General features: G+C 46.7%; 16 protein-coding genes, 1 pseudogene and 1 other annotated feature. Of the genes and pseudogenes, 16 read left to right on the top strand and 1 reads right to left on the bottom strand.

What is annotated here, in order from left to right:
• The first annotated feature begins 23 nt into the window (after window positions 1-23).
• The 9 genes from DFQ01_RS11205 to DFQ01_RS11170 all read left to right on the top strand — a co-directional run bounded on the left by DFQ01_RS11205 (window position 24) and on the right by DFQ01_RS11170 (window position 11,133).
• Window positions 24-2,429, top strand: coding sequence for an ATP-binding cassette domain-containing protein (locus DFQ01_RS11205; RefSeq protein ID WP_110043985.1), 2,406 nt, complete (start codon window positions 24-26; stop codon window positions 2,427-2,429).
• Between the two features lie 125 nt (window positions 2,430-2,554).
• Window positions 2,555-2,680, top strand: coding sequence for a hypothetical protein (locus tag DFQ01_RS31890; protein WP_281272001.1), 126 nt, complete (start codon window positions 2,555-2,557; stop codon window positions 2,678-2,680).
• A gap of 211 nt (window positions 2,681-2,891) precedes the next feature.
• Window positions 2,892-3,749, top strand: a complete 858-nt coding sequence (locus DFQ01_RS11200) for a DMT family transporter (protein WP_174812696.1) — start codon at window positions 2,892-2,894, stop codon at window positions 3,747-3,749.
• Between the two features lie 132 nt (window positions 3,750-3,881).
• Entirely contained in the window at window positions 3,882-5,306 is a 1,425-nt protein-coding gene (gene hemG / locus DFQ01_RS11195) for a protoporphyrinogen oxidase (RefSeq protein WP_110043983.1), read from the top strand.
• Between the two features lie 234 nt (window positions 5,307-5,540).
• Window positions 5,541-6,257, top strand: a complete 717-nt coding sequence (locus DFQ01_RS11190) for a YebC/PmpR family DNA-binding transcriptional regulator (protein ID WP_110043982.1) — start codon at window positions 5,541-5,543, stop codon at window positions 6,255-6,257.
• Between the two features lie 217 nt (window positions 6,258-6,474).
• Window positions 6,475-7,416, top strand: a complete 942-nt coding sequence (locus DFQ01_RS11185; protein WP_110043981.1) for a methylenetetrahydrofolate reductase — start codon at window positions 6,475-6,477, stop codon at window positions 7,414-7,416.
• A gap of 233 nt (window positions 7,417-7,649) precedes the next feature.
• On the top strand, window positions 7,650-8,588 hold the full coding sequence (locus tag DFQ01_RS11180) for an aldo/keto reductase family protein (protein WP_110043980.1): 939 nt from the start codon (window positions 7,650-7,652) through the stop codon (window positions 8,586-8,588).
• Between the two features lie 50 nt (window positions 8,589-8,638).
• Window positions 8,639-9,490 carry an NAD-dependent epimerase/dehydratase family protein gene (locus DFQ01_RS11175; RefSeq protein ID WP_110043979.1) on the top strand — a complete coding sequence of 284 codons (852 nt, stop codon included), beginning with the start codon at window positions 8,639-8,641 and terminating at the stop codon, window positions 9,488-9,490.
• Window positions 9,491-9,681: 191 nt separating this feature from the next.
• Entirely contained in the window at window positions 9,682-11,133 is a 1,452-nt protein-coding gene (locus DFQ01_RS11170; protein ID WP_110043978.1) for an RCC1 domain-containing protein, read from the top strand.
• Between the two features lie 89 nt (window positions 11,134-11,222).
• Here DFQ01_RS11170 and DFQ01_RS11165 read toward each other — a convergent pair whose 3' ends face one another.
• Window positions 11,223-12,110, bottom strand: a complete 888-nt coding sequence (locus DFQ01_RS11165) for a helix-turn-helix transcriptional regulator (RefSeq protein ID WP_110043977.1) — start codon at window positions 12,108-12,110, stop codon at window positions 11,223-11,225.
• A 149-nt stretch (window positions 12,111-12,259) separates the two neighbouring features.
• Between DFQ01_RS11165 and DFQ01_RS11160 the strand changes: the two genes are divergently transcribed.
• The 7 genes and pseudogenes from DFQ01_RS11160 to metG all read left to right on the top strand — a co-directional run bounded on the left by DFQ01_RS11160 (window position 12,260) and on the right by metG (window position 22,447).
• A complete protein-coding gene (locus tag DFQ01_RS11160; protein ID WP_110043976.1) occupies window positions 12,260-13,174 on the top strand; it encodes a DMT family transporter in 915 nt (304 codons plus the stop codon).
• Window positions 13,175-13,753: 579 nt separating this feature from the next.
• The gene (locus DFQ01_RS11155) at window positions 13,754-14,974 is read left to right on the top strand and encodes a hypothetical protein (RefSeq protein WP_146216859.1); all 1,221 of its coding nucleotides are present in this window, start codon (window positions 13,754-13,756) and stop codon (window positions 14,972-14,974) included.
• 274 nt (window positions 14,975-15,248) lie between these two features.
• Window positions 15,249-17,516 carry a hypothetical protein gene (locus tag DFQ01_RS11150; RefSeq protein WP_146216858.1) on the top strand — a complete coding sequence of 756 codons (2,268 nt, stop codon included), beginning with the start codon at window positions 15,249-15,251 and terminating at the stop codon, window positions 17,514-17,516.
• A complete protein-coding gene (locus DFQ01_RS11145; protein ID WP_110043973.1) occupies window positions 17,513-18,382 on the top strand; it encodes an ATP-binding cassette domain-containing protein in 870 nt (289 codons plus the stop codon). The genes DFQ01_RS11150 and DFQ01_RS11145 overlap by 4 nt, the downstream gene beginning before the upstream one ends.
• A 1,345-nt stretch (window positions 18,383-19,727) precedes the next feature.
• Window positions 19,728-19,925 (top strand): hypothetical protein, encoded by a 198-nt coding sequence (locus tag DFQ01_RS11140; protein ID WP_110043972.1) that lies wholly within the window; start codon window positions 19,728-19,730, stop codon window positions 19,923-19,925.
• Between the two features lie 279 nt (window positions 19,926-20,204).
• On the top strand, window positions 20,205-20,408 hold the full coding sequence (locus tag DFQ01_RS11135) for a zinc ribbon domain-containing protein (RefSeq protein WP_110043971.1): 204 nt from the start codon (window positions 20,205-20,207) through the stop codon (window positions 20,406-20,408).
• A gap of 47 nt (window positions 20,409-20,455) precedes the next feature.
• Window positions 20,456-20,721, top strand: a binding site (T-box leader).
• 48 nt (window positions 20,722-20,769) lie between these two features.
• A pseudogene (gene metG, locus DFQ01_RS11130) lies at window positions 20,770-22,447 on the top strand (methionine--tRNA ligase).
• Window positions 22,448-22,493: the final 46 nt, after the last annotated feature.

Below are 22,493 nucleotides of genomic sequence, written 5' to 3'. Positions count from 1 at the left end.
TGGGACGGAGGATAGACGAAACAATGGCGACTTTTATCGAGATACAAGGCGCTAGAATACATAATTTGAACAATATCAATGTTCGCATTCCCCGCGGTATGCTGACGGTTATTACTGGCGTGTCCGGCAGCGGTAAGTCGTCTCTTGCATTTGATACGTTGTATGAAGAAGGCAAAAGGCGTTATTTGATGTTCTCGGGAACACAGTTCATCGTTGACTCCACCGCGCATTTTGACTCGATAACCGGCATGTCTCCAACGGCAGCTGTCGAGCAGCGTATTATTCGGCAATCGAACCCGCGAAGTACGGTCGGAACGCGAACGAAGATCGGTAATCTCCTCGCGGTACTATTCGCCTCTTATGGTAGTAGACATCCCGATTACGAAGATGGAGAACCGTTATCTATGGAGTATTTTCTACGGAACTCTCCCAAGGGGATGTGCGTGAAGTGTCTTGGCACCGGACAATATCATCACTTGGATGAAGAAGCCATTGTGCCGATGAACAAGCCAATTAAGGATGTGTTCGACGGATTCATCATGAAGCATCGCTTCTATAGGAGCAGCTTTAAGAAGTTTTGCGAGCTGTATGATGTGGATGTAAACGAGACGATCGGAACGCTGTCGGAGGAAGTGTTGACCTTATTCAAATATGGCTGCAGAAGGAGCGGGTTCATCGGCGCGATTGTCGTCTTCCATGATATATACAAGCACAGTTCAAGCGAGAACAATCGGCATAACGGAGCAGATAAAGTTGTGTTATGGGGTGTCAGGGCCGAAAGAATAGCATGTTCGAAGTGCAGCGGGCACGGATTAAGTGAACATGCAATCCATACGACGGTTGCAGGGAAAACGATTAGCGAATTAGAGCAGCTGGAAATCGGTGAATTGCTTCAAGTGCTTAGAGCGTTCAAGGATGAGTTGCCTTCGAGTCGTGCGCTATTGGATGAAATGACCCTGAAGCTGAGCTGTATGTCTGAAGTGGGCTTGCATCACTTGTCGTTGTCACGTCAAGTTCCTACCTTATCGGGAGGCGAGATTCAGCGTCTCTTCTTAGCTTCTTATATTATTGCGGAGATGGACTCGATCATCTACATCTTTGATGAGCCGACGATTGGTTTACATGAGACGGAGAAGGCACTTCTGATCCGTGTCATTCGTAGTCTCGTTAAACGCGGCAATACGGTTGTAGCTGTGGAGCACGACGAGCAGTTCATGCGAGCAGCTGATTATATTGTCGATATTGGTCCCGGTGCAGGCGTGAACGGCGGCAATCGGATTTTCCAAGGAACTCTGAGGCAGTTCATGTCCTGTGGCGAATCCCGCATAGCACCTTATCTATCAGGTGAAAGGTCGTTAATGGTCAAGCAGCAATATAAACCTATCGACGAGTACAAAATGCTCACCATTACGAATGCGACGCTTCATAATTTAAAAGGTATAACGGTATCCATTCCGTTAGGCGTAATGGTCGGTGTTGCAGGTGTTTCTGGCAGTGGCAAGTCAAGCCTTATCCACCATACACTCGTGCCGAAGCTGAAGCAGCTGCTGCGCGGGAAGTTTGTTTACGAAGATGATGATAATGATCTTGCCATAGAGGCTAATGAAGCGATGATAAGTGGGACCGAACCTATCAAACGCTGCATCGTTGTCGGTCAGAGACCGATCGGAAGGAGCAAAACATCCTGTCCAGCCACATACACCGGAATCGCCGATCGTATTCGGGCACTGCTTGCTCGAACGGAAGAAGCGATGGCGCACGGCTACGCAGCAGGGCTGTTTACCGTTAATAGCGAAGGTAGCTGCAAAGCTTGCAAAGGCGAAGGCGTTACCCATTATCATGGTGGGGCTGGTAACTTCGTAGAGGTGGAGTGCGAGCTGTGCAGCGGCACCGGTTACGCGGAAGAAGCGTTAAGCATTCGACTGGATGGCCGCAATATGATAGATATTCTCGAGATGAGTGTGTCCGAGGCGGCGATTTTCTTTGGTCGGCAACAGTCTGAGGCTTATGATCGAACGATCCATACCATTCTAACAACGTTGGAACGTGTTGGGCTGGGGTATATGACATTGGGGCAAAAAACAACAACCATATCGGGTGGAGAAGCGCAGCGGATTAAGCTGGCGAAGGAGCTGTGCAAGCCAAGCGGCAGAGACATGGTCTACATCCTAGATGAACCTACGACGGGACTAAGCTTCGCGGATACCGAGCACCTGATCTCATTGATGCAGCAGCTCGTCGACGCAGGCAGTACTGTCATTGTTACGGAACATGATCCATCGGTGTTGTCGAACTGTGATTACCTTATCGAGCTTGGACCAGGAGGTGGTCGAGAGGGTGGGGAAGTCATTGCGACTGGTACGCCTAGTGAGCTTATCCGGCACGAGCACTCGATCATTGGCAGCTATTTAAGGAAGGCGATCGGATGAGCTTCGAATGGAAGCCATATAACGGGTGCGCCAGCTTATGAGCTCACGAAGCGAAACTTATATGAGCCCTTGCAGATTCAGAGCGGTGATGGCCTAAGAGCAGCTGCGGTGTTTCGTACACCGTTATGAAAGGAGAAGAGCATTCGGATCTGTCGGCACGAGATTTAGCCAAGCTCGGTTTATTGATGCTTGCTGACGGTATATTTGATGGAAAAAGAATTGTTTCAGGTGCTTATGCCATCGAACCCTGACTATGGGTTTCTATGGCTGTTGCTGCCGGGGCAGAGGCTACGGTGGACAGGAGCTTCATATTATTCCAAAGTATGATCTCATTACCGTTGTTCAAGCGACGTCGACACGTTCGAGCAAATCTTACGGAGATATACATTCCGACTTACTGATGCAAGCGATAAAAGTTTGATTGATACTGACATGGAAAGCAGCGAAAGGTGGAACCAGCGTATGTACGGGATCGCCATCCTACTTGTTCTTTTATCAGGTCTGCTGCATTCGATCTGGAACCTTTACACGAAGCGCAGTTTGAATAAAGTCGTTTTCTTGTGGTTGACCCAGCTAGTAGCCATTCTAGTCTTTACACCACTTACGATTGTGGAGTGGGATATAAGCAGGATGACGGGCTTAGGCGGATTCATGCTGCTATTCTCCATGCTTCTTCATGGTGTCTATGTCCTGCTGCTTGCTCGTACTTATACAGTAGGAGATTTCTCGCAGGTGTATCCGATCATGCGAGGCACGAGCCCGCTTGTTGTGCCGATTCTCGGAACGACATTACTTGGCGAACACTTGTCCTCGCTAGGATGGCTAGGCGTCTCACTTATCGTTGTCAGTATTGGATTTACGAGTAATTTACGATGGAAGCGGGATGGTTCGGCCAGTCCGCAATCCTATAGGGCACCGCTGTTGGCTTTATCGGTCGGGTTATGCATAGCGAGTTACATCGTGGTCGACAAAATCGCGTTGGATTATGTGCCGGCTGTAATGCTTAATCAAGCAACGAATGTGGGGAATGCGCTGCTGTTGGGCTTGGCGGCCATCCGCTCGCGTGCCGTGAAGTCCGAGCTTAAGATCAACCGGAAGACGATTCTGCTAGGCGGCATTCTGGCACCTGGCGGCTATATGTTGTTCTTGTACGCATTGTCGCTTGCACCTGTAGCGCAGCTCGCTCCAATGCGAGAGATCGGCACGGTATTTGGCACTTTAATGGGCATATTCCTCCTTAAAGAACCACAGGGTAAGCAGAGGATCGGTACATCCATTCTCATAACAACTGGCGTAATCTTGTTGGCGATGAATAGCTAGTGCGTGCTTACGCCAAACGGCACTATGCAAGTTTGGTGGCACTTCGTTAATTGTAACAATTGGTTCATTTGTCGAATGGCTGCGAATACTGCTATGATAGTTTTAATTGAACTAGCATTCGAGGTGGTTGCAGTGAAAACAATCGTCATCGTTGGCGGGGGCATTACAGGACTTTCCACAGCCTATTATTTGCACAAACAATTGAAGCAGGATGGAACCGCTGCCCGGATCGTACTTGTCGAAGCAAGTGAGAAGCTGGGTGGCAAAATAAGAACGGTACACCGTGAAGATTACATCATGGAGAGCGGGGCGGACTCGGTTGTCGCTCGTAAGACGAATATGGTTCCGCTCCTCGAAGAGCTCGGACTCCAAGACGATATCGTCTACAACGAAACCGGCAAATCGTACATATTTGCCGATGGAGAGCTAAAGCTCATACCGCAGGACGCCATATTCGGCATTCCGATGTCGATCGAGTCTCTGGCGACGAGTATGCTCGTTTCGGCTGAAGGTAAGGTTGAAGCGCTGAAGGACCTTTACACACCTAACGAACATTTTACGAAACAGGATTCGATCGGACATTTCCTTGAGGCGTTCCTGGGCGAAGAATTGGTCGAGAAACAGATCGCACCCGTACTGTCTGGCGTTTATTCCGGTGATTTGTACGAGTTGACGTTGGCATCAACCCTGCCTTATTTGCTCGATTATAAGAATGAGTATGGCAGCATCATCCAAGGCTTGGATGCACACCGTGCCAAGTTCCAAAGTGGTGGAAAGAAGTTTTATTCGTTTAGAAGCGGCCTATCGTCGCTGATCGATCGGATGGAAGAACAGCTTGGAGAAGCAGTTGAGTTCCGCAAGGGCACGAAGGTCACGCATATTGATAAGCTGTCTGATCCTGCTGCCGGTAAGGGGCGATATCGACTAACGATAAATGGCAGCGGCGAGACAATCGAGGCAGACTATGTTGTGCTCAGCACACTTAGTGAAGCCGCTCAATCCCTTCTGCATCATCCAGAGCTGGATAAGAGCTTCGATCAGCTTCGCAACAGCTCGCTCATCAGCATTTATATTGCGTTTGACATATCGGACGATCAACTGCCGAAGGATGGAACGGGATTCATCACAGCAGATAACCGCGAACTAAACTGCGATGCTTGCACGTGGACAAGTCGCAAATGGGCACATACGTCTGCATCCAGCCAGCTGCTGATGCGATTGTTCTATAAGAGCACGGGTTCGGTTTACGCTGAGATGGTGAATCAACCGGAGGAAGAGCTGCTGCAGGTGGCTCGTCAAGACGTATTGCGCTCTACAGGTATCGATGCCGAACCTCTGCACTGGACGGTTACGAAGTGGGATAATACGATGCCGAACTACCACATCCGCCATCCCCAGCTCGTAGCTGCGCTTGAGCAAGATATGGAGCAGCTGTACCCTGGTATTCTGTTAGCTGGCTGCTCGTATTATGGGGTCGGCATACCGGATTGTGTAGCGAATGGCGAGCAAACGGCGCAGCGAATTGCCGAGCAGATGGCGGGGCAGCCAATCTTGTAACTCCTAGAAAGCGGGATTAAGCGTAGCACAACTACACTTAATGCGCCGCAAGCGGTCTAAATCGCCGAATAAGAGTAGTCAAACATCACCTAATACAGCACGGAAGCCGAATTGTCGGTGGCTGAATAGGCGTTCCGGATACGATTTGCCTAACGCATACGTAGGTATGGCTTGTCCAGCATAAGCATCTTTCGTTATAATAGAGTAAAGAACAATGAAGAAAGTGGGAGCAGCATGGGTCGTAAGTGGAATAACATCAAAGAGAAGAAAGCAAAATCAGACGCAAATACAAGCCGCATTTATGCGAAATTCGGTCTTGAAATTTATGTAGCAGCGAAGAAGGGTGAACCAAACCCGGAATCGAACGGTGCTCTGAAGGTCGTTCTAGAACGTGCGAAGACGTACAACGTGCCACGTGCGATTATCGACCGTGCCATTGAGAAAGCTAAAGGCAGCTCGGATGAGATGTACGAAGAGCTTCGTTATGAAGGTTTCGGACCGTCTGGTTCGATGATTATCGTTGACGCATTGACGAACAATGTGAACCGCACTGCTCCTGCAGTCCGTTCGGCATTCAACAAGAGCGGCGGCAATATGGGCGTAAGCGGTTCGGTTGCTTATATGTTTGATCAGACGGCAGTTATCGGCGTTGAAGGCAAATCGCTTGATGAAGTGATGGAGATCATGCTGGAAGCTGACGTGGACGTGCGCGATATCGTTGAAGAAGAAGAAACGATCATGGTGTACGCTGAACCGGATCAATTCAATGCTGTTCAGGAAGCGCTCAAGGCAGCAGGTATTACAGAATTCGTCGTAGCCGAAATCACGATGATGGCACAAAACGATGTCGATCTGCCAGAGGAATCCGTTGCAGCGTTCGAGAAGCTTATCAATGCGTTGGAAGACCTCGAAGATGTTCAGCAGGTTTATCACAACGTCAATTGGGAATAATCGTTCCTATCTAACGGCCGCCTGTCATAGGTGGTCGTTTTCTATTAAGGTTGAAGACAACAGTGGAAATATGATGAAAAAGATCCGAATTTAGGCCAATCTGAACCTGCTTTTAGAAAAAACGGGCTCATCCTATTCGTATCGTGTATAATATACTAAATTAATAATAGGATCATAGATTGATATACGTGCGAATACAGGCTAAGGATGTGAAGAGATGCTGAAGGATTTGATACTGAACAAGCAGTCCGGCATTTTGACGTACGGCATGACACCGCCGAAGGAAGACAATACAGAAGAGAAAATAACGGAGATTGCACAGAAGCAAATCGAACGACTGAAAGGTCTTGATATAGACGCGTTGATTCTGTACGACGTGCAGGAGGAATCGGATCGTATCGATCAAGAGCGTCCGTTCCCTTATACGACGATGCTTGATCCAGAGCTATACAGCAAGCAGTATCTGCACACACTGGAAGTACCTAAAATTATTTACCGCTGTGTCGGCAAATATTCAGAGAGTGAACTATCTCAGTGGGTGCAAAAGGACATCGAGCAGCAGCGTTATACAGTCTATGTAGGCGCATCGTCCAGCCAACAAGCGGTGAAGCTTGAGCTGGCGGATGCTTACCGAATCAGCAAGATGAACAACGATAAATTGTCGTTCGGCGGCGTTATTATACCAGAGCGCCATATGGTCAAAAATGACGAGCATCTGCGTGTTGTGAATAAGGTCAAGCAGGGCTGTGACTTTTTTATATCGCAAGCGACCTATAATGTTGAGGCGTCGAAAAACTTCTTATCGGACTACTATCATTACTGCAACGAGAACGAAATCGAGATGGTGCCGATTTTGTTCAATCTTGCGCCATGCGGCTCCACGAAGACGTTGGACTTCATGAAGTGGCTCGGCATTAGTATTCCTCGTTGGCTTGAGAATGAGTTGAAATATTCGTCGGATGTATTGGACAAGTCGATTCAATTGACCTCGAAGATCTTCGAGGAATTGTACGAGTTTGGTCTGGAGAAAGGCATTCCGATTGGCTGCAGCGTAGAGAGCGTATCGACACGTAAGGTTGAGATCGAAGCATCGATTCAGATGGTCAAAGATATTAAAGTAATGCTGGATAAGAAGCGTCTCGTCGACGTATCGCGTTAGACGTTTCAGTCATATTTTAATTATAAAGACAAGCTGCCGAGTGAACTCGGCAGCTTTTTCTATGGTCCACAATCGCAAATTTTCGCTCAGTTGGACAAGCTATACTTGAGTATAGCTGCTACCCTTCACGTCCCCTAATGAACAATATTTCAGTTCTTACAATCGCAAGCATTCTATTCTAGAATAAGAATGCTTGACGATCCACATTATCGTTCTATGGGAGGAATACGAGAATGAACTATCGGAGATTAGGCGGCACTGGACTGAAGGTTAGTGAAATCAGCTTGGGCAGCTGGCTTACATATGGCGGTTATGTAGAACGTGAGAATGCAGTCAATGCGATCAAGACAGCGTACGATCTCGGCATTAACTTTTTTGATACAGCGAATGTTTATGAACGGGGCGCTGCTGAACAGGTAGTAGGTGAAGTGCTTCGCCAGTATCCGCGTGAATCGTACGTACTCGCGACCAAAGTATTCGGTCAAATGGGCGACGGCCCGAATGACCGCGGCTTATCCCGCAAACATATAACAGAGCAGGCGAATGCGAGCTTGCAGCGTCTCGGCCTTGACTACATTGATATTTACTACTGCCATCGTTATGATAACGATACGCCATTGGAAGAAACGCTCCGTGCACTCGATGATCTGGTCCGCCAAGGCAAAGTGCTCTACGTTGGCGTAAGCGAATGGCAGGCATCACAGATGGCAGAAGCTGTTGGCATTGCAGACCGTAAGCTGATGGATCGCATCGTCGTCAACCAGCCAATCTACAATATGTTCGAACGCTACATCGAGAAGGAAGTTATTCCGCTCGGCGAACGTGCGGGTATCGGACAAGTTGTTTTCTCGCCGCTTGCGCAAGGGCTTCTGACTGGCAAGTACAGCACAGCAGCAGATATTCCAGCAGACAGCCGTGCTGCAAGACTGGAATGGGTGCGTAAAGGCATTACCGAGGAACGGATCGCGAAGGTTCGTCAACTGGAAGGTGTAGCAACTGAGCTTGGAATTTCTGTTGGCAATCTCGCACTTGCGTGGATTCTTCGCCAGAAGAATGTTGCAAGTGCACTTATCGGTGCAAGCCGTCCAGAGCAAGTGACAGAGAATGCGAAAGCATCCGGCATCGAACTCTCTGAAGATGTGCTGGTACAGATTGAACAGATTCTCGCTTAATATTACCGAAGTTATATAAGGCAGCGTGAGACAACAAAGGAGAGAGCAGCATGGCGAAGAAGGTAGTCGTCACAGGCGGAAGCGGAATGCTTGGCCGCTGGATCGTTCGGCATTTCGTTGAACAAGGATATGATGTGTTGAATGTGGATACGCGTATGCCTGACGAAGAACTTTGTCCAACACTTATCGTTAATCTAGAGGATCTAGGTCAAACCTACGGCGCACTGGCAGGTGCGGATGCGGTTGTTCATATGGCTGCTATTCCACGAGCGGGTATGGTGCCGCCGGAAGTAACATTCCGCAATAACGTCATGTCGACGTACAACGTGCTCGAAGCAGCAGCAGGTCTTGGCATTCGCAAAGCCGTTATCGCTTCCAGCGAATCTTCGTATGGCATCTGCTTCGCGGTTAATCCACTTGGACCAACGTATGTGCCGATGGATGAGTCGCATCCACAGCTGCCAGAAGACAGCTATGGCTTGTCGAAGGTCGTGAATGAAGCAACAGCGGATATGTTCCATCGTCGTACGGGGATGCAAGTCGTATCGCTGCGTCTAGGCAACGTCATTCCACCGGAATGGTATGAGCGATTCCCTTCGTTCATCCATAAGCCGGAGGAGCGCGACCGCATTCTGTGGAGCTACATCGACACGCGTGACGCGGCTGAGGCGTGCCGCTTGGCGATCGAGACGGATGGATTGGGCTCTGTAGCAATCAATCTGGCGTCAGATGAGACAAGCATGGACGTGAAGAGTCGTGAGCTGATGGCTGCGCGGTATCCGGATGTTCAGGATTTCCGTGCTCCACTTGAAGGATTCGAAACGCTTCTGAACAATGAGAAAGCGAAGAAGCTGCTTGGCTGGGAGCCGAAATACAGATGGCGAGAGCAATTGAACAACTAGAAAAAATATAAACAACTAGAAACAACTAGAGAGAACGCGTTAAGCGTCACAATTGAAAAGGGTTAGTGAATAGAGGAGGCTGCTTCGTTCATCGTAGGTGAACGGGCAGTCTCTTTGTGCATTGCAATGCAACATTTTACAATTGCGACTCGTCTACATGGGCAGCAGAATGAGAGGGGAATGAGTAGAAGATGTTCTTTCATCTAGTAGAACGGACAGGGCGCAGATCAATGCTGCTGGTCATGATCGCGTGCGCGATGCTGTTTACGGTAGTTTATTCGGAAGGCTCAGCCTCGGCTGCTGCAACAGGAAGCGGTGTTTCATCACCTGCGTTGAATCAAACCTACAAACAAGTAAAAGCAGGCACTTATTACTCGGTTGGGCTTCGGAGCGACGGCACGGTCTGGACATGGGGACGCAATCTGTTTGGCGAGCTGGGGATCGAGAAGAAAGCAACGATCACCAGCTTCCCTTATCCGCTCCGGCTGCCTTCGCTGACCGGAATTACGACCTTATCGGTAGATGGTCAAGAGGGTTATCAGCTAGGCGTCAAGGCGGACGGAACCGTCTGGGAGTGGGGGCGCGATCCGTTCGTGTACCGACAGTCCATCCTGCCTAGACAAGTGCAGGGCATCAATGGTGTTGCAGCTGTTTCTTCTAGTGGCGGCATAGCTAGTGCGATGTTGAATAATGGAACCGTCGTTGCTTGGGCTCGTCTTGGTGGTGAAGATACCTCTGCGGTGAATCCCGTGACAATAGCCGGTCTCACGAATGTAACAGCTATTTCTACCCAAGGCATGGTTAACTATGCGATTGTAAAAGACGGCAGTGTGTACGCTTGGTATGCGAAGCTCGATGATAATCGAAATGTTGTGCTCAGTAAGCCTTGGAAGCTGGCAGGAGTGTCGAATGTGAAGCAAGTATCCTCGATCTGGGATACGGGCTATGCAGTGAATGCGAACGGTCAAATGTGGAGCTGGAAGCTGACGGTATCTTCGAAGCTTGCGATCTCCTATGTGACTAAACCAGCACGTATTTTCTCCAGCATAAAGGTGCGCAGTTTCAATTCGAATCTGCTGCTAAGTGATGCTGGTGTTGTGTATAACGTCGTGAATGGAAAGCTGAACAAAGTGAGTGGACTTCCTGCTGTGTCAGCAATCAGCCGTGGTGGTTATCATCAGCTTGCGATCGATAAGCAAGGACATGTATGGGGCTGGGGTGCGAACAAATGGTTCGAGACCGGCAGTCCAACCTCTGCGGAGGGCGGCATGGTGTATACACCGGCACAGCTCCAGTCCGGAGTCGATATCGTGTTGAACGATAACCGAATCGATACGATTGTACCAGCTTACGAGAGTGATTCAACCGTGCAAATTCCGATTAAACTGCTTGCGGCTGAGCTCGGTATTCGGTTCTCAGCTGATAGTGACGGAACGATAACATTAGCTCGAGGCAAGTCAATCGTTACGATTCATCGAAATGCCGGAGATGTAAAGGTGTATCTGAACGGAAAGCCACTGGAGCTGAAGAGCAGCATCGGCAGCTCGGCAGGAAGTATCACGATTCCGTATGAGCTGCTTGCATCACTTGAGATTGGAGCGAATTGGGATGCGGCCGCACATCGGCTGAGCATCATGACGTAGTCGTAGTCGTAGCTGCAGTGAGGATGAGGAATAGACCTGACGGGAGTCAGGTCTATTTGTGTTGTTATTATTTTATGAAATAACCCCATTTACATCACATTTCGGTTCTTACGGAACTCCTTCGGCGTAGTGTCTCGATGCTTCTTGAAGGATTGGATGAAATGATTGACATGACTGAACCCAACTCTCCGGGCAATCTCCGTAATCGTATGTTCAGTTGACTGCAGCAGCTCGCAGCTCTTATTAATCCGATACTTAACCAGGTAGTTGTAAGGCGTCATATGGATGCTTTTCTTAAAGCTGCGCGTGCACTCCGATACACTCAAATGGGCGGCATCCGCTATTTCCTTCAACGTTAAGTTGTCTGCATAGTGCTGGTGAATATAGCTGAGCATTAATTGCAGTCTCTCTTGGTGGAGTCTATTTTGTTTGGAGTTCTCTTCAGAAGGCAAGGAGATGTTGGAGATTAGAATTAACCATAATTGAACGGTTTTGATCGAAATCTCATATTGCCAGCCCCACGATTTGTTCCTTTCGAAATCTCGTTTCATATCCCAAAGGATTTGCAGAATGCGATTATGCCACTCCTCGTCTCCTCTAATCTCTAGTGAAAGCAAGTAGGAATTCGTAAAAGGATGGACATAGCTTCGCTCCATCGCGCTATCGGGATAGAAAGCAAGCAGCTTCTCAGGGAAGTTAAAGCTCACATATTCCCCTTCAGGCGTGAGATGGGTCACGATATGAAGAACACTTTTATTTAGAAAAATAGCCTGGCCCGTGTCCAAATCATAATCAATCCCGTTAATCTGTATCGTTAATTTCCCCTTGGTCACTAAAGTAATTTGCAATTCTTCGTGCCAATGGAGATCGTTAAATCCTCTGCCTTCGGGAATTGATTTATGAATCGTATGCGTGTACATAATGTAGGGGAATGCCTCATCGGGGAATTGAATCGTCTCGTGTAATTGCTTTTTCAATCAACAAGCTCCTCTGTTTGACGATATTTCGATATAAATGAGAGATATTATTGCACAAAATAATGACTGGCGATGATATTATTATATCCAGCCTCGGGTTATCCTTACAATACTGTGCACAGGTAATTGTCTATTCGTCTGGAGGAAGCATGGTTAAACCTACTAAATCGACATTACCGACTCATCCGTTTATTTTGTTATTTATTAGCATTTTGTCCGTTTCCGTCTCTTCGATCATGATCAAGATTTTTTCAGATACATCAACTTCGATAGCTGGTATGTACCGACTGTATATTTCGGTGATCATTATGCTTGTATTTGTACCTTGGAAACGAATTCGCACATCCTTGCAACTACACATAAAAGACTGGGCGATCATTAGTTTGGCCGGTCTATTCCTCGGGCTGCATTTTCTGTTCTGGATGGAATCATTAGTCCATACTTCAGTCGCAAGCTCGATGGTCATCCTGTCCTTACAGCCGTTGTTTGTAATGGTTGGGTCATACTTATGGTTCAAAGAACAAGCGAATCTGCTAACTGTATCTTGCTTGATTGCTGCTCTTATCGGCTCCCTCTTTATCGCTTGGGGAGATATCGGCATTTCGAGAGAAGCGCTGTTTGGTGACTTATTATCGTTAATCGGAACGATCTCTGTTTCGTGTTATCTGCTGGCGGGGCAAAAGGTGAGTCATAAAATTGATGCGAATGTGTACAGCATTTTCGTATTTTTTATTGCCGCTACGGTCCTGCTCATCTACAACTTGGCAAGTCACCGTCCGCTTGTGGGATATGATTCATCCGATTGGACTTATTTCTTGCTGCTCGCGATTATCCCAACGATTTTCGGGCAAACGATTTTTAATATCCTACTGAAGTCAATTGGGGCAACGACGGTTTCAGTAGGCATTATCGGCGAACCCGTGCTTGCGATTATAATGGCCTTCCTGTTTTTGGGCGAAACAATTTCCATATTTCAATTCATAGGCGGCATGATCACGTTATTCGGCATGGGGATGTATTTCTGGGTAAAATCGTTAAAATACAGCGTGCAAAGCAGCAGCTAATTGCACGGTACTTACACATAGGGAGTAGACCTGACGCGAGTCAGGTCTTTTTGTTATTACTGATAATCAGAGTCATTCATCTGAATTTTATATGGAAGATGCCTGAAGAAGATTAATGGGGACTGGAAGATCTACGGTATCGATAAAAAAATCTGTGTTTGATTGCTTGATAGATAATAGGAAATGGATTAATATAAATAACAAAATATGGGTGAACTTCGTTAATCTAAATTCATCTTGCTGTCTTATAAATGTAGATGACCATGATAGTAATAGAATGTGGTTTTGTCCGCGAATTCTACACCCTCATTAGGAGGCGTTGTAGGTGCGGACACCTCCAAGAAGATTCATGCGGCCAAAACTGAAACCGTTTTCGGTATCGAACCGACCGGACACTACTAGTTCCCATTAGCGGAGTACCTAGCGAAGTGTCCAAGTAGGCACTTGTACCAACTTTAATAAGTGGGGGTCATGTTTTTGATTATCATCCGTAAATTCGCAAAATGTTTGATAAGTATCTGCTTTGTGATATCTATTGTTGGATGTCGTTCAAATGACAACGGGGATATATCATCCGTTATGAGCCAAGATACGGCTCAATCACCCTATCATTCAGACACTGACTATCAATACTTTTTTCATTCGCAGGGCAGAGGGCAGGGAATTGCAGCGAGTGCTGATGGTTACTATATACTCAATGGTTCTTATTTATATTACATGGACAAACAGAATATGGAGCCTATTTTGTTGGATAACAACCCTAATAATGACTGCACACCGAACAGTGCTGCACATGTACCTCGTAACTGTAACGCATTTGTGCAAACGGATGCTGAGTTAGTTGCTACTGCTACAATAACTTATTACAAGAATAATCTCTATTTGGTTGAGAGAATTGAGCGGACGGATAAAGACGCACTTATGAATAAACAATATGCGCTGATTCGTATGGATAAAGACGGGACGAATCGAAAGGTTTTACGAAAGTTTGATGCTCCGCCGTATCCTGTTGTTATCCATCGTGATCAAATCTACTATGTGAATAATCTAATGACTGTTGATCAGGTGGCAAAACCGTCTGTTGTATCAGTGCCTTTGGCGAACCCCGACAAAGAACCGGTTATTTTGTACACGTTAGGCCCTGATGATAGTGTCAATGACCTTATCGCATATGGGAATATGCTTTATGTCATGGACTATGGCAACAATATGTTTAGAACGATAGGGTATGACATCAACACGCATGAAACGACTGTTTTGTTCACTGATGATAAAGGAAATCTATCTATTTCTGGTATACCTGAAATTGGGCTGTCTCATCAATTTAAAGGAGGGGTCGCTATATATGGGATTTACGGCAGCAGGCTATACTCAAACATTTTTCCAGGCGACCAGACAGATCCAGCATCATGGCGGATCTATAACTCTGATTTGGGTGGTCAGGATGTATCTATCGTACCCGTGAACTTGCCGCTTGTATCTTGGGCGTATGCGGATCAGCGTTACTTCTATCTCAATCCAGTAAGTTGGCTTATTAAGAGTCCAGATTACGCTGATGTTGCGCAAGAGATGGTTGTATATGACTTAAATTATAAGGAAGTCAATCGCGTTGACATATCGATGCTGACCAATTATAGCAAAGGGCTAGTTGGAGATGATCGCTATATGTTCTTCCAAGCTACGGAAACGGGTGATTCAGATACACAGAGAACCTATGTGTTAGATAAATCGCAGTTAAATGTTCGTGGAGGCGCTGAATTGAAGTTGCTGATGGAAACAGCAGTTTATGCAACAAATTGATCAAGTTAGTTGGGATGAATCCGAAGTTTGAATGGGAGGATTGGCGAAATGATAGGGGAACCAAATGAAGATACTTCTGTATGAGTTCGTGAAATTAAGTAAGAGGAAGATTTTGATAATTCTCATTTCCTTACTGTTGGTGGTTAACGGTTGGATATATATTCAGCAGCAGTTACAGCAGCATAGGGAGATTATCCAATATCATGCTCAATACATAGATTATGAAGCTAGATTCCGCGAGTTATCTGGTGAAGCAGCTTATGAGTTAGCGTTGGTGAGCCGTGATCAGCTATCCGCATATCTCATTGCATACAACATAGAGCGAGAGCCTGACAATGAAGCGACGCGTATCTTTGCGAGTGATGACAATTATCAACGTTATGGTGCGCAATATCCATCAAGTAAGTATGCTAACAACATTATGTTATTGATGCATCATATTGTGTTTAATCAGACGATTCTGGAGCAACTTGAAGCATTACGAGCTTATCCGGATTATGTCAACCAGATTGAAGCACAAGCGCAGAACATGCTGAAATATTCGATTTTCAATGATCCGCATAGTTTCACGTATCGGAATATTATGAAGACGCCACAGGACTTCGAACGCGTCAAGGGTGTTAATTTGCAGCTAAGTCTTGATTATGGTGTTGTTACCGCAACGCATTATCGTTTGACCGATATAATGCTATTGACGATCCTTATCTTATTAGGGTTGTTCATCTTTAATACAGAACGTGAACAAGGGCAATTGCTATTATTTCGCACAATGAAATACGGTCATGCCAGATTGATCATCGCTAAGTTATTGATGCTTACTGGGTCAGCGCTTGTCATTGCCATGATCTTCTACGGAAGCATACTGCTAGTAGCTAATCAACTGTATGGTCTAGGCGACGGATCACGCTATATTCAAGCGATGGATGCGTTCAAGTTTGCGAATCTGCCGCTTACTGTGTATGAATATATAGTCGCTTTTCTTGTAGGGAAGATGGTTGTGAGTGTTGTACTTGCCTTATTGATTGCTTTGCTCATCATCTTGTTTCAACATCCAGGGAAATCATTGCTGGCGCTGGCGTTGGTTCTGGCTGCGAGTTATTTGGGGTATACGTTCATCCATCCTGCTTCGTATTGGAATCTGTTCAAGTATATTAATCTCGTTGCCTTCTTCGATATTGCTCACCTCTTAACGAACTATGTCAATCTGAATCTGTTTGGGTACCCGTTTACGAATCTCTGGGTGTCCGTCGTTGTGATCGGCCTGCTGATGGTTGTGCTACTCGTAGGAAGCGGAATCGCGTTAGATCGATCTTTCGGCAAGCAGCGGATTGGCGGTTTCCAGTGGTGGTATCGTTCCCAGCAGCTAATAATACGGGTACTCACTCCTCTCCATCAGAGCAGCTCGATCTGGTGGCATGAGTCGTTGAAGCAATGGGGGACAGCCAAGGGATGGCTGATTGTGCTGGTCGCATTGCTGATCGGCTGGCAAGATATCCACAATGCGCATTTGGTCATGGATAATGATCAATATTATTACAATGATTATATGAAACAGGTAGGCGGTTTGCTTACAACGGATAAGGCGGCTTACATTGAGAAAGAGATGGTACGGCGTAATGGTGCTTTGAGTGATCTGCAAACGCTCGATGTGCCAATGCAAGGGATAGATGAGAGCAACTCGGACGATACACGACTGGCTCAGGATGATGCGAATCAACTAACGCGCAGTAATAATGCCTTTAACAAACTTTACAATCAATATCAAGCTGTTCAGGCGAACGAGCAAACACGCGGCATCACGGCTTATATGGTCAATCAGTATGCTGCCGATTACTTATTTCAGAATAAGAATCGGGATACGATTAATACCATGATTGTGGTGTTTCTGTTGACTTTGCTGCTTGCCAGCAGCTATACGCTCGATACACGCAATCAGATGTTGGCCTTGCTTAAGACTACACGTTGTGGAAGAAGGCGATTATTTCTAACCACATGGTTGTATGGACTAGCGATCATCACGCTTCTATTGGGGATAATTTATACCGCCCAGTATGTGAATGCTGCCCGTCTTTATCCCGCGCTGGATTGGCAAGCTCCGATACAAAATTTGGAATCCTATGAGCAGCTCTCCTTTCATCTTACGCTGCGAGGGTTGGTCGTTCTCACCATTCTCGGTCAATGGCTTGGCGCGGCAGCGATGAGTGCGGTTATGCTCCTGCTCTCGCAAGTGCTGAAGAGGTTGTCGTTAACCTTGCTAGCCGGAATCGTGCTTGTATGTTGTCCGACCTTCTTGACATGGCTTGGTTATGATGTGTTGACTAAGTATACCCTGCATTACGCGCAACTGGGCTTTCGCATGTTTAGTACACAGTCCATTGCCGAAATTGTTGGTTATTTCGCGTCGCTTGTTTTACTGCTGGTTGTCTGTGTTGGACTAGCTTGGCGTTATTACCTAACCGGGAGAGCAGGGTTATGGGGAGCTGGACACTTGCGCGCGCGTAGTATGCCAGACTATGCCGTGAAAGGAGCTGAAGTCGATTGAAGTTACATATTGCGGGAGTAGGCAAGCGTTATCACGGTGGGCGGGTAAAAGCGCTTGACGGCATTGAATTAGAACTGCGCAGCGGGGTTTATGGTCTATTAGGCCCGAATGGAGCGGGGAAATCAACCTTATTGAATCTAATTGTTGGTAACTTGCGGGCGGATTGCGGAGCGATTCTCTATAACGATCGCAATATTGATGAGCTGGGGCAGCGATATCGCGAAGTGCTGGGCTATATGCCCCAGCAGCAGCAGATGTATGACCAGTTTACGGGTCATCGTTTCTTATGGTATATGGCTGCGATGAAAGGATTGAGCAGGAAACGCGCGAAGGTGGTCATTCCAGAGCTATTGGAAGTGGTGAATCTGTCCGATCACGCACATAAGCGCTTGTCAGCCTATTCAGGCGGGATGAAGCAGCGCATTCTGATAGCACAGGCGCTGCTTAATGATCCCGCCGTGCTTATCTTGGATGAGCCAACAGCGGGACTTGATCCGAAAGAACGGATTAATATTCGCAATTTCATCTCGACGATCGCGCTTAACAAGATTGTCATTGTCGCTACACATGTGGTGACCGATATTGAATTTATTGCCAAGCAAGTGATCCTGCTACGGCAAGGGAAGCTGTTGATGATGGATGAGCCAGCCCGTTTGCTGCAGACGATGGAGGGTCATGTGTTCGAGGTGAGACTCGCGGGTGAACAGGAGCTTGGTATGTTGCAGCGGCAGTGTCGCGTCAGCAACATCTACACCGATAGCCAAGGGATCAAAGTGCGAGTTGTGAGCGAGACTTTACCTGCAGGTTTTACGTCTGAACCGGTGCGGCCTAATCTAGAAGATTTGTATTTATATCATTTTGGTTAATTTGGGTGATATCCACCGAGAGTCAGGCCGACGGAACGATTTGCGTGATGCAATACAAGCTTCCGACTTAAAGAGTTTTTGGTACAAGACCTTGATGGTTATTTACTGTGTTGTTACAGCTTTCAAGCTAGCTTATACATACCGGACAAAAGTGGCTTCCTCGCTACAATAATGCCTAATATCTGCCTAATAGACAAATGGTCAATACTGCCCAGTAAGATTATTAATAGGGTGTTATGCGACATTTGGAGTTCATTAAGCAGCAAAGACAACTTGACTATGTTTAAGGCTGCATTAGTACTTGAAGAACCATGGGAGTAAACACTTATCGAGTATGATGATTAGGACGAAGCACGGCACTGATTTATCGATTTTGAACGCGGAGTTGAAATCGCTTGCCCGAATTGGGAATAGCAAGCAAAGAATACGACACTTTTACAATATTATTCGGCTCAGCCCTGCCCTGCACAAGAGTAGCACCTTCAACAGGTGCCCAGACACTTGGTGCTTTAGGCGGCAAATAATTACCGACTGAATAGGTGGCCGTGGCTAATGTTTGTTGTCTATTGTTACTTAGAATTCGAGCTGTATAGATGCCATCATGCACCTTGGGCAATGAGAACTTGTACTTTCTCCGGCTTTAAGAGCTGGTACCTTTACTGCAAAGGCTCCTTTGCTGTCTGCCTTTCCTTGATAAACACCGGTGCTTCTCGCATCGGAATTTGGTCGGTTAATGAGCTCGGCAATCGAAGTGCCATTATGTCAATTACAGTTAAAACTCGAACCAACAAGTAGAGAGAGAACCTTATTCATTTACATAATTGAATAGGTCTTGTATAGTAGTATTTTACGACACTCACGAATGGTACACAACATTTACTCGGCTTAACATGAGAGGTAGGCATATTTAATGTCAAATGCAATATGTAAGATGTGTAACAACTTGGTAAAAAGTACATATTCTGGCATATGCATGGATTGCCGTAATGACTACGAGAAAATTAGAGATTACGTGATTAGTCACCCTGGAACAATAATTATGACTATTGCAACGGATACCGGAATTTCCGCTAGTCGCATAATCGGATTCGCTCGTAATGGATTCTTTACTGTTGTAGATAGCGTTATACAATAAAGTGGATAGCACTGAGAGACGAACGAATCATATATCGATCGAATGCCGCATAGCTGCGGCATTTTTTCATTTTTAACGATACAAGTTCTATCAGATATTGATATAACAGCCAGTGTAGGATAACAAAAACGATGCCGCGCAGTTGCGGCTTTTTTTTGGTAAATGAGTAAGAAAAAACAAAGCCGATTTTGTATCAGGAAATATGGATCATTGGGGAAAACAACGGATGTAGAAACGGCAATTAACTTAGAAATGTTCTACCAATCAATAAGTAAAAGACATATGAAGCCTAATGTGATGATAAACAAAACCATTAAGGATCTTAGTAATCATTATCAAATAGGAGTATTGACGAATGGAAGAAAAGGGTGGAAGAGTGATAAATTGGAGGCAATCGGATTAGAGTAGGGGCAGTCCCCTTTAACGAGTACCTTATTCACGCTATTCCGCTAACTGATACGATAGTTTAAAACCACCCAAAATCCTTATTGGACTTTGGGCGGTTTAATCAAATAATCACAGCTCAAGAAAAATATCGATTTCCTCATGCAAGAGCTTGAGAAAGTAGGGAAGTATTTCAAGCATCATATCCCGAATTGGGTCAGCAGGGCTTAGAAGAGGATGATCAGTAATATAGATAGACAGGGAGCGGCGATCATCGTATCGAAAACAAGGAGGGAAAGCGTGATGAGTGATAAAGGATGTATCAAATGCGGCGGCAAAGACGCCAATACCAAAGAGGTCGCAATGACCGGAACGGGGCTGTCCAAAATGTTTGATATTCAGCACAACCAATTTGTCGTCGTTTATTGTACGAACTGCGGTTACTCTGAGTTTTATAATAAGAAATCATCGGCTGCCTCGAACATTCTGGATCTGTTTTTTGGTTGACGAAACTTCAATAATTGCGTAATATATCCAGTAAATTCATATCATTACCAAAAGCGAAGAAGAGAAAGAGTACCGCTAAGACGTCTTTACAGAGAGCCCCGGTTGCTGAGAAGGGGTAAAGAATACGAGCGGGAACATGGTCTCTGAGCTGCGCATCGAACCCTGCATAAGGGTGTAGGCTGCGCCGGAACCCGCATCCGTTAACGTGCTAGGGTATAACCGCATCTATCATGCGGCGTACCTGAAGAGGTGAGCACCGTGAGGTGTTTATGAAATTGGGTGGTACCGCGTGAGCACAGCTCTCGTCCCTATTGGGATGAGGGCTTTTTTGCGTTTACCTTACAAAAGGAGGTCATGACAAATGACGACTAACGTATTCATTGGCGGAGCCTGGCCGTACGCCAACGGCTCCTTGCATCTGGGCAGGCTGGCTAGCCTGCTGCCCGGTGATGTGCTGGCACGGTATCATCGCGCCAAAGGGGATCAAGTGCTGTATGTATCAGGCAGCGATTGTCACGGAACGCCTGTCGCTGTGCAAGCAGCACAGGAGGGAATAGAACCAAGTGCGTTTGCCACTCGGTATCATGAAGAGTTTAAGGAATGTTTCGCTAGTCTTGGTTTCACGTACGACAACTACACACGCACGGATCAACCGTTCCATCACGAGGTTGTGCAGCAGTTATTCTTGAAGCTGCTGGATAATGGTCATCTGTACACGAGAACCGTCCAACAGACGTATTGCGAGACCGATGAACGGTTTCTGCCTGATCGGTATGTCGAGGGGACATGTCCGGTATGCAGGATGCGGGCGAGAGGTGATCAATGCGATTATTGCTCGACGCTGCTCGATCCATCAGACTTGACCGATCGGACGTGCAAACTATGCGGCAACCCACCTATTGAACGGCCGACTGTTCACTATTATCTTGCATTGTCTAAGTTCCAAGCTGAAATGGAGCGTTATGTTTCGAAAGCGAGGAAGGGGAGTTGGCGGGATAATGCGGTTCAGCTGACGAGCCGTTACTTGAAGAAAGGGACTGCAGGATCGTGCCGTCACACGAGATTTAACTTGGGGTGTCGATGTCCCGATCGAAGGCTTTGAGGGGAAGAAAATCTATGTGTGGATCGAGGCGGTCAGCGGTTATTTGTCTGCAAGTCAGCAATGGGCAGTTGATCAAGGCAAGAGCTGGGAGCCATTCTGGCACAACGATGAATCTGCTTCGGATGCCAGATCATCAATAACCGCTTATTACGTTCATGGCAAAGACAACATCCCTTTTCATACGCTCATCTGGCCAGCCATTCTTCTTGGTGCAGGCGGACTTCATCTGCCGGATCGAATCGTGTCCTGCGAGCATCTAACATTGGAAGGCCAGAAGTTCTCTACTAGCCGAAATTGGGCGGTATGGGTGCCGGATCTGCTTAGCCGTTATGATCCGGATTCGATTCGTTACTTCCTGATCGCGAATGGGCCGGAGAAGAAGGAGGCCGATTTCTCGTGGCGGGAGTTCATCCACAGCCACAACGGCGAGCTGCTTGGTGCGTACGGCAATTTCGTTAATCGCACGCTTGCTTTTATTGCGAAATCGTTCGGCAGTCAAGTGCCAGAAGGGGAGTTGGCAGAGATATGGCAAGGCAAGCTGCAGGATTGTTACGATCAGGCTGGCAGGCTGATCGAAGAAGCTCGCTTGAAGGAAGCGTTGGATACGATATTCGCATACGTGCGGCAGGCGAATAAGCATTTTGACGAAGAACAGCCTTGGGTGACAGTGAAAGATAACCCAGCAGCTTGTAAGAACACGTTGTATACGTGTGTGCAGATTATCGCGAACTTAGCTAACTTGCTTCAACCATTCATCCCATTCTCAAGTGGTAAGGTGCGGGAGCTTCTAGCACTGGAGCAGGCGGAGTGGAAATTTGTATCTGTTGAGCCAGGTAGAGCGATCGGTCAGGTGGAGCTGTTGTTTGAGAGGATTGATACGGCCCGAATTGATGAGGAGACCACGAGGCTTAACAATGAGAACGAACAGAACCATTAAGGTAAATAAAACAAAAGGGAGCAGCTGCCGCAGCAGTATGCTCCCT

Source organism: Paenibacillus cellulosilyticus, from assembly GCF_003182255.1.
Lineage (GTDB): Bacteria > Bacillota > Bacilli > Paenibacillales > Paenibacillaceae > Paenibacillus_T > Paenibacillus_T cellulosilyticus.
Note: the sequence above shows the minus strand (reverse complement) of the source record. Positions and strands in the feature narration are given on the sequence as shown.

Coding starts and splice junctions, on each gene's coding strand:
- DFQ01_RS11185 (WP_110043981.1), top strand. CDS start 6,475: ATGCTGAAGGATTTGATACTGAACAAGCAGTCCGGCATTTTGACGTAC.
- DFQ01_RS11205 (WP_110043985.1), top strand. CDS start 24: ATGGCGACTTTTATCGAGATACAAGGCGCTAGAATACATAATTTGAAC.
- DFQ01_RS11170 (WP_110043978.1), top strand. CDS start 9,682: ATGTTCTTTCATCTAGTAGAACGGACAGGGCGCAGATCAATGCTGCTG.
- DFQ01_RS11200 (WP_174812696.1), top strand. CDS start 2,892: ATGTACGGGATCGCCATCCTACTTGTTCTTTTATCAGGTCTGCTGCAT.
- DFQ01_RS11160 (WP_110043976.1), top strand. CDS start 12,260: ATGGTTAAACCTACTAAATCGACATTACCGACTCATCCGTTTATTTTG.
- DFQ01_RS11190 (WP_110043982.1), top strand. CDS start 5,541: ATGGGTCGTAAGTGGAATAACATCAAAGAGAAGAAAGCAAAATCAGAC.
- DFQ01_RS11180 (WP_110043980.1), top strand. CDS start 7,650: ATGAACTATCGGAGATTAGGCGGCACTGGACTGAAGGTTAGTGAAATC.
- DFQ01_RS11175 (WP_110043979.1), top strand. CDS start 8,639: ATGGCGAAGAAGGTAGTCGTCACAGGCGGAAGCGGAATGCTTGGCCGC.
- DFQ01_RS11135 (WP_110043971.1), top strand. CDS start 20,205: ATGAGTGATAAAGGATGTATCAAATGCGGCGGCAAAGACGCCAATACC.
- DFQ01_RS31890 (WP_281272001.1), top strand. CDS start 2,555: ATGAAAGGAGAAGAGCATTCGGATCTGTCGGCACGAGATTTAGCCAAG.
- DFQ01_RS11155 (WP_146216859.1), top strand. CDS start 13,754: ATGAGCCAAGATACGGCTCAATCACCCTATCATTCAGACACTGACTAT.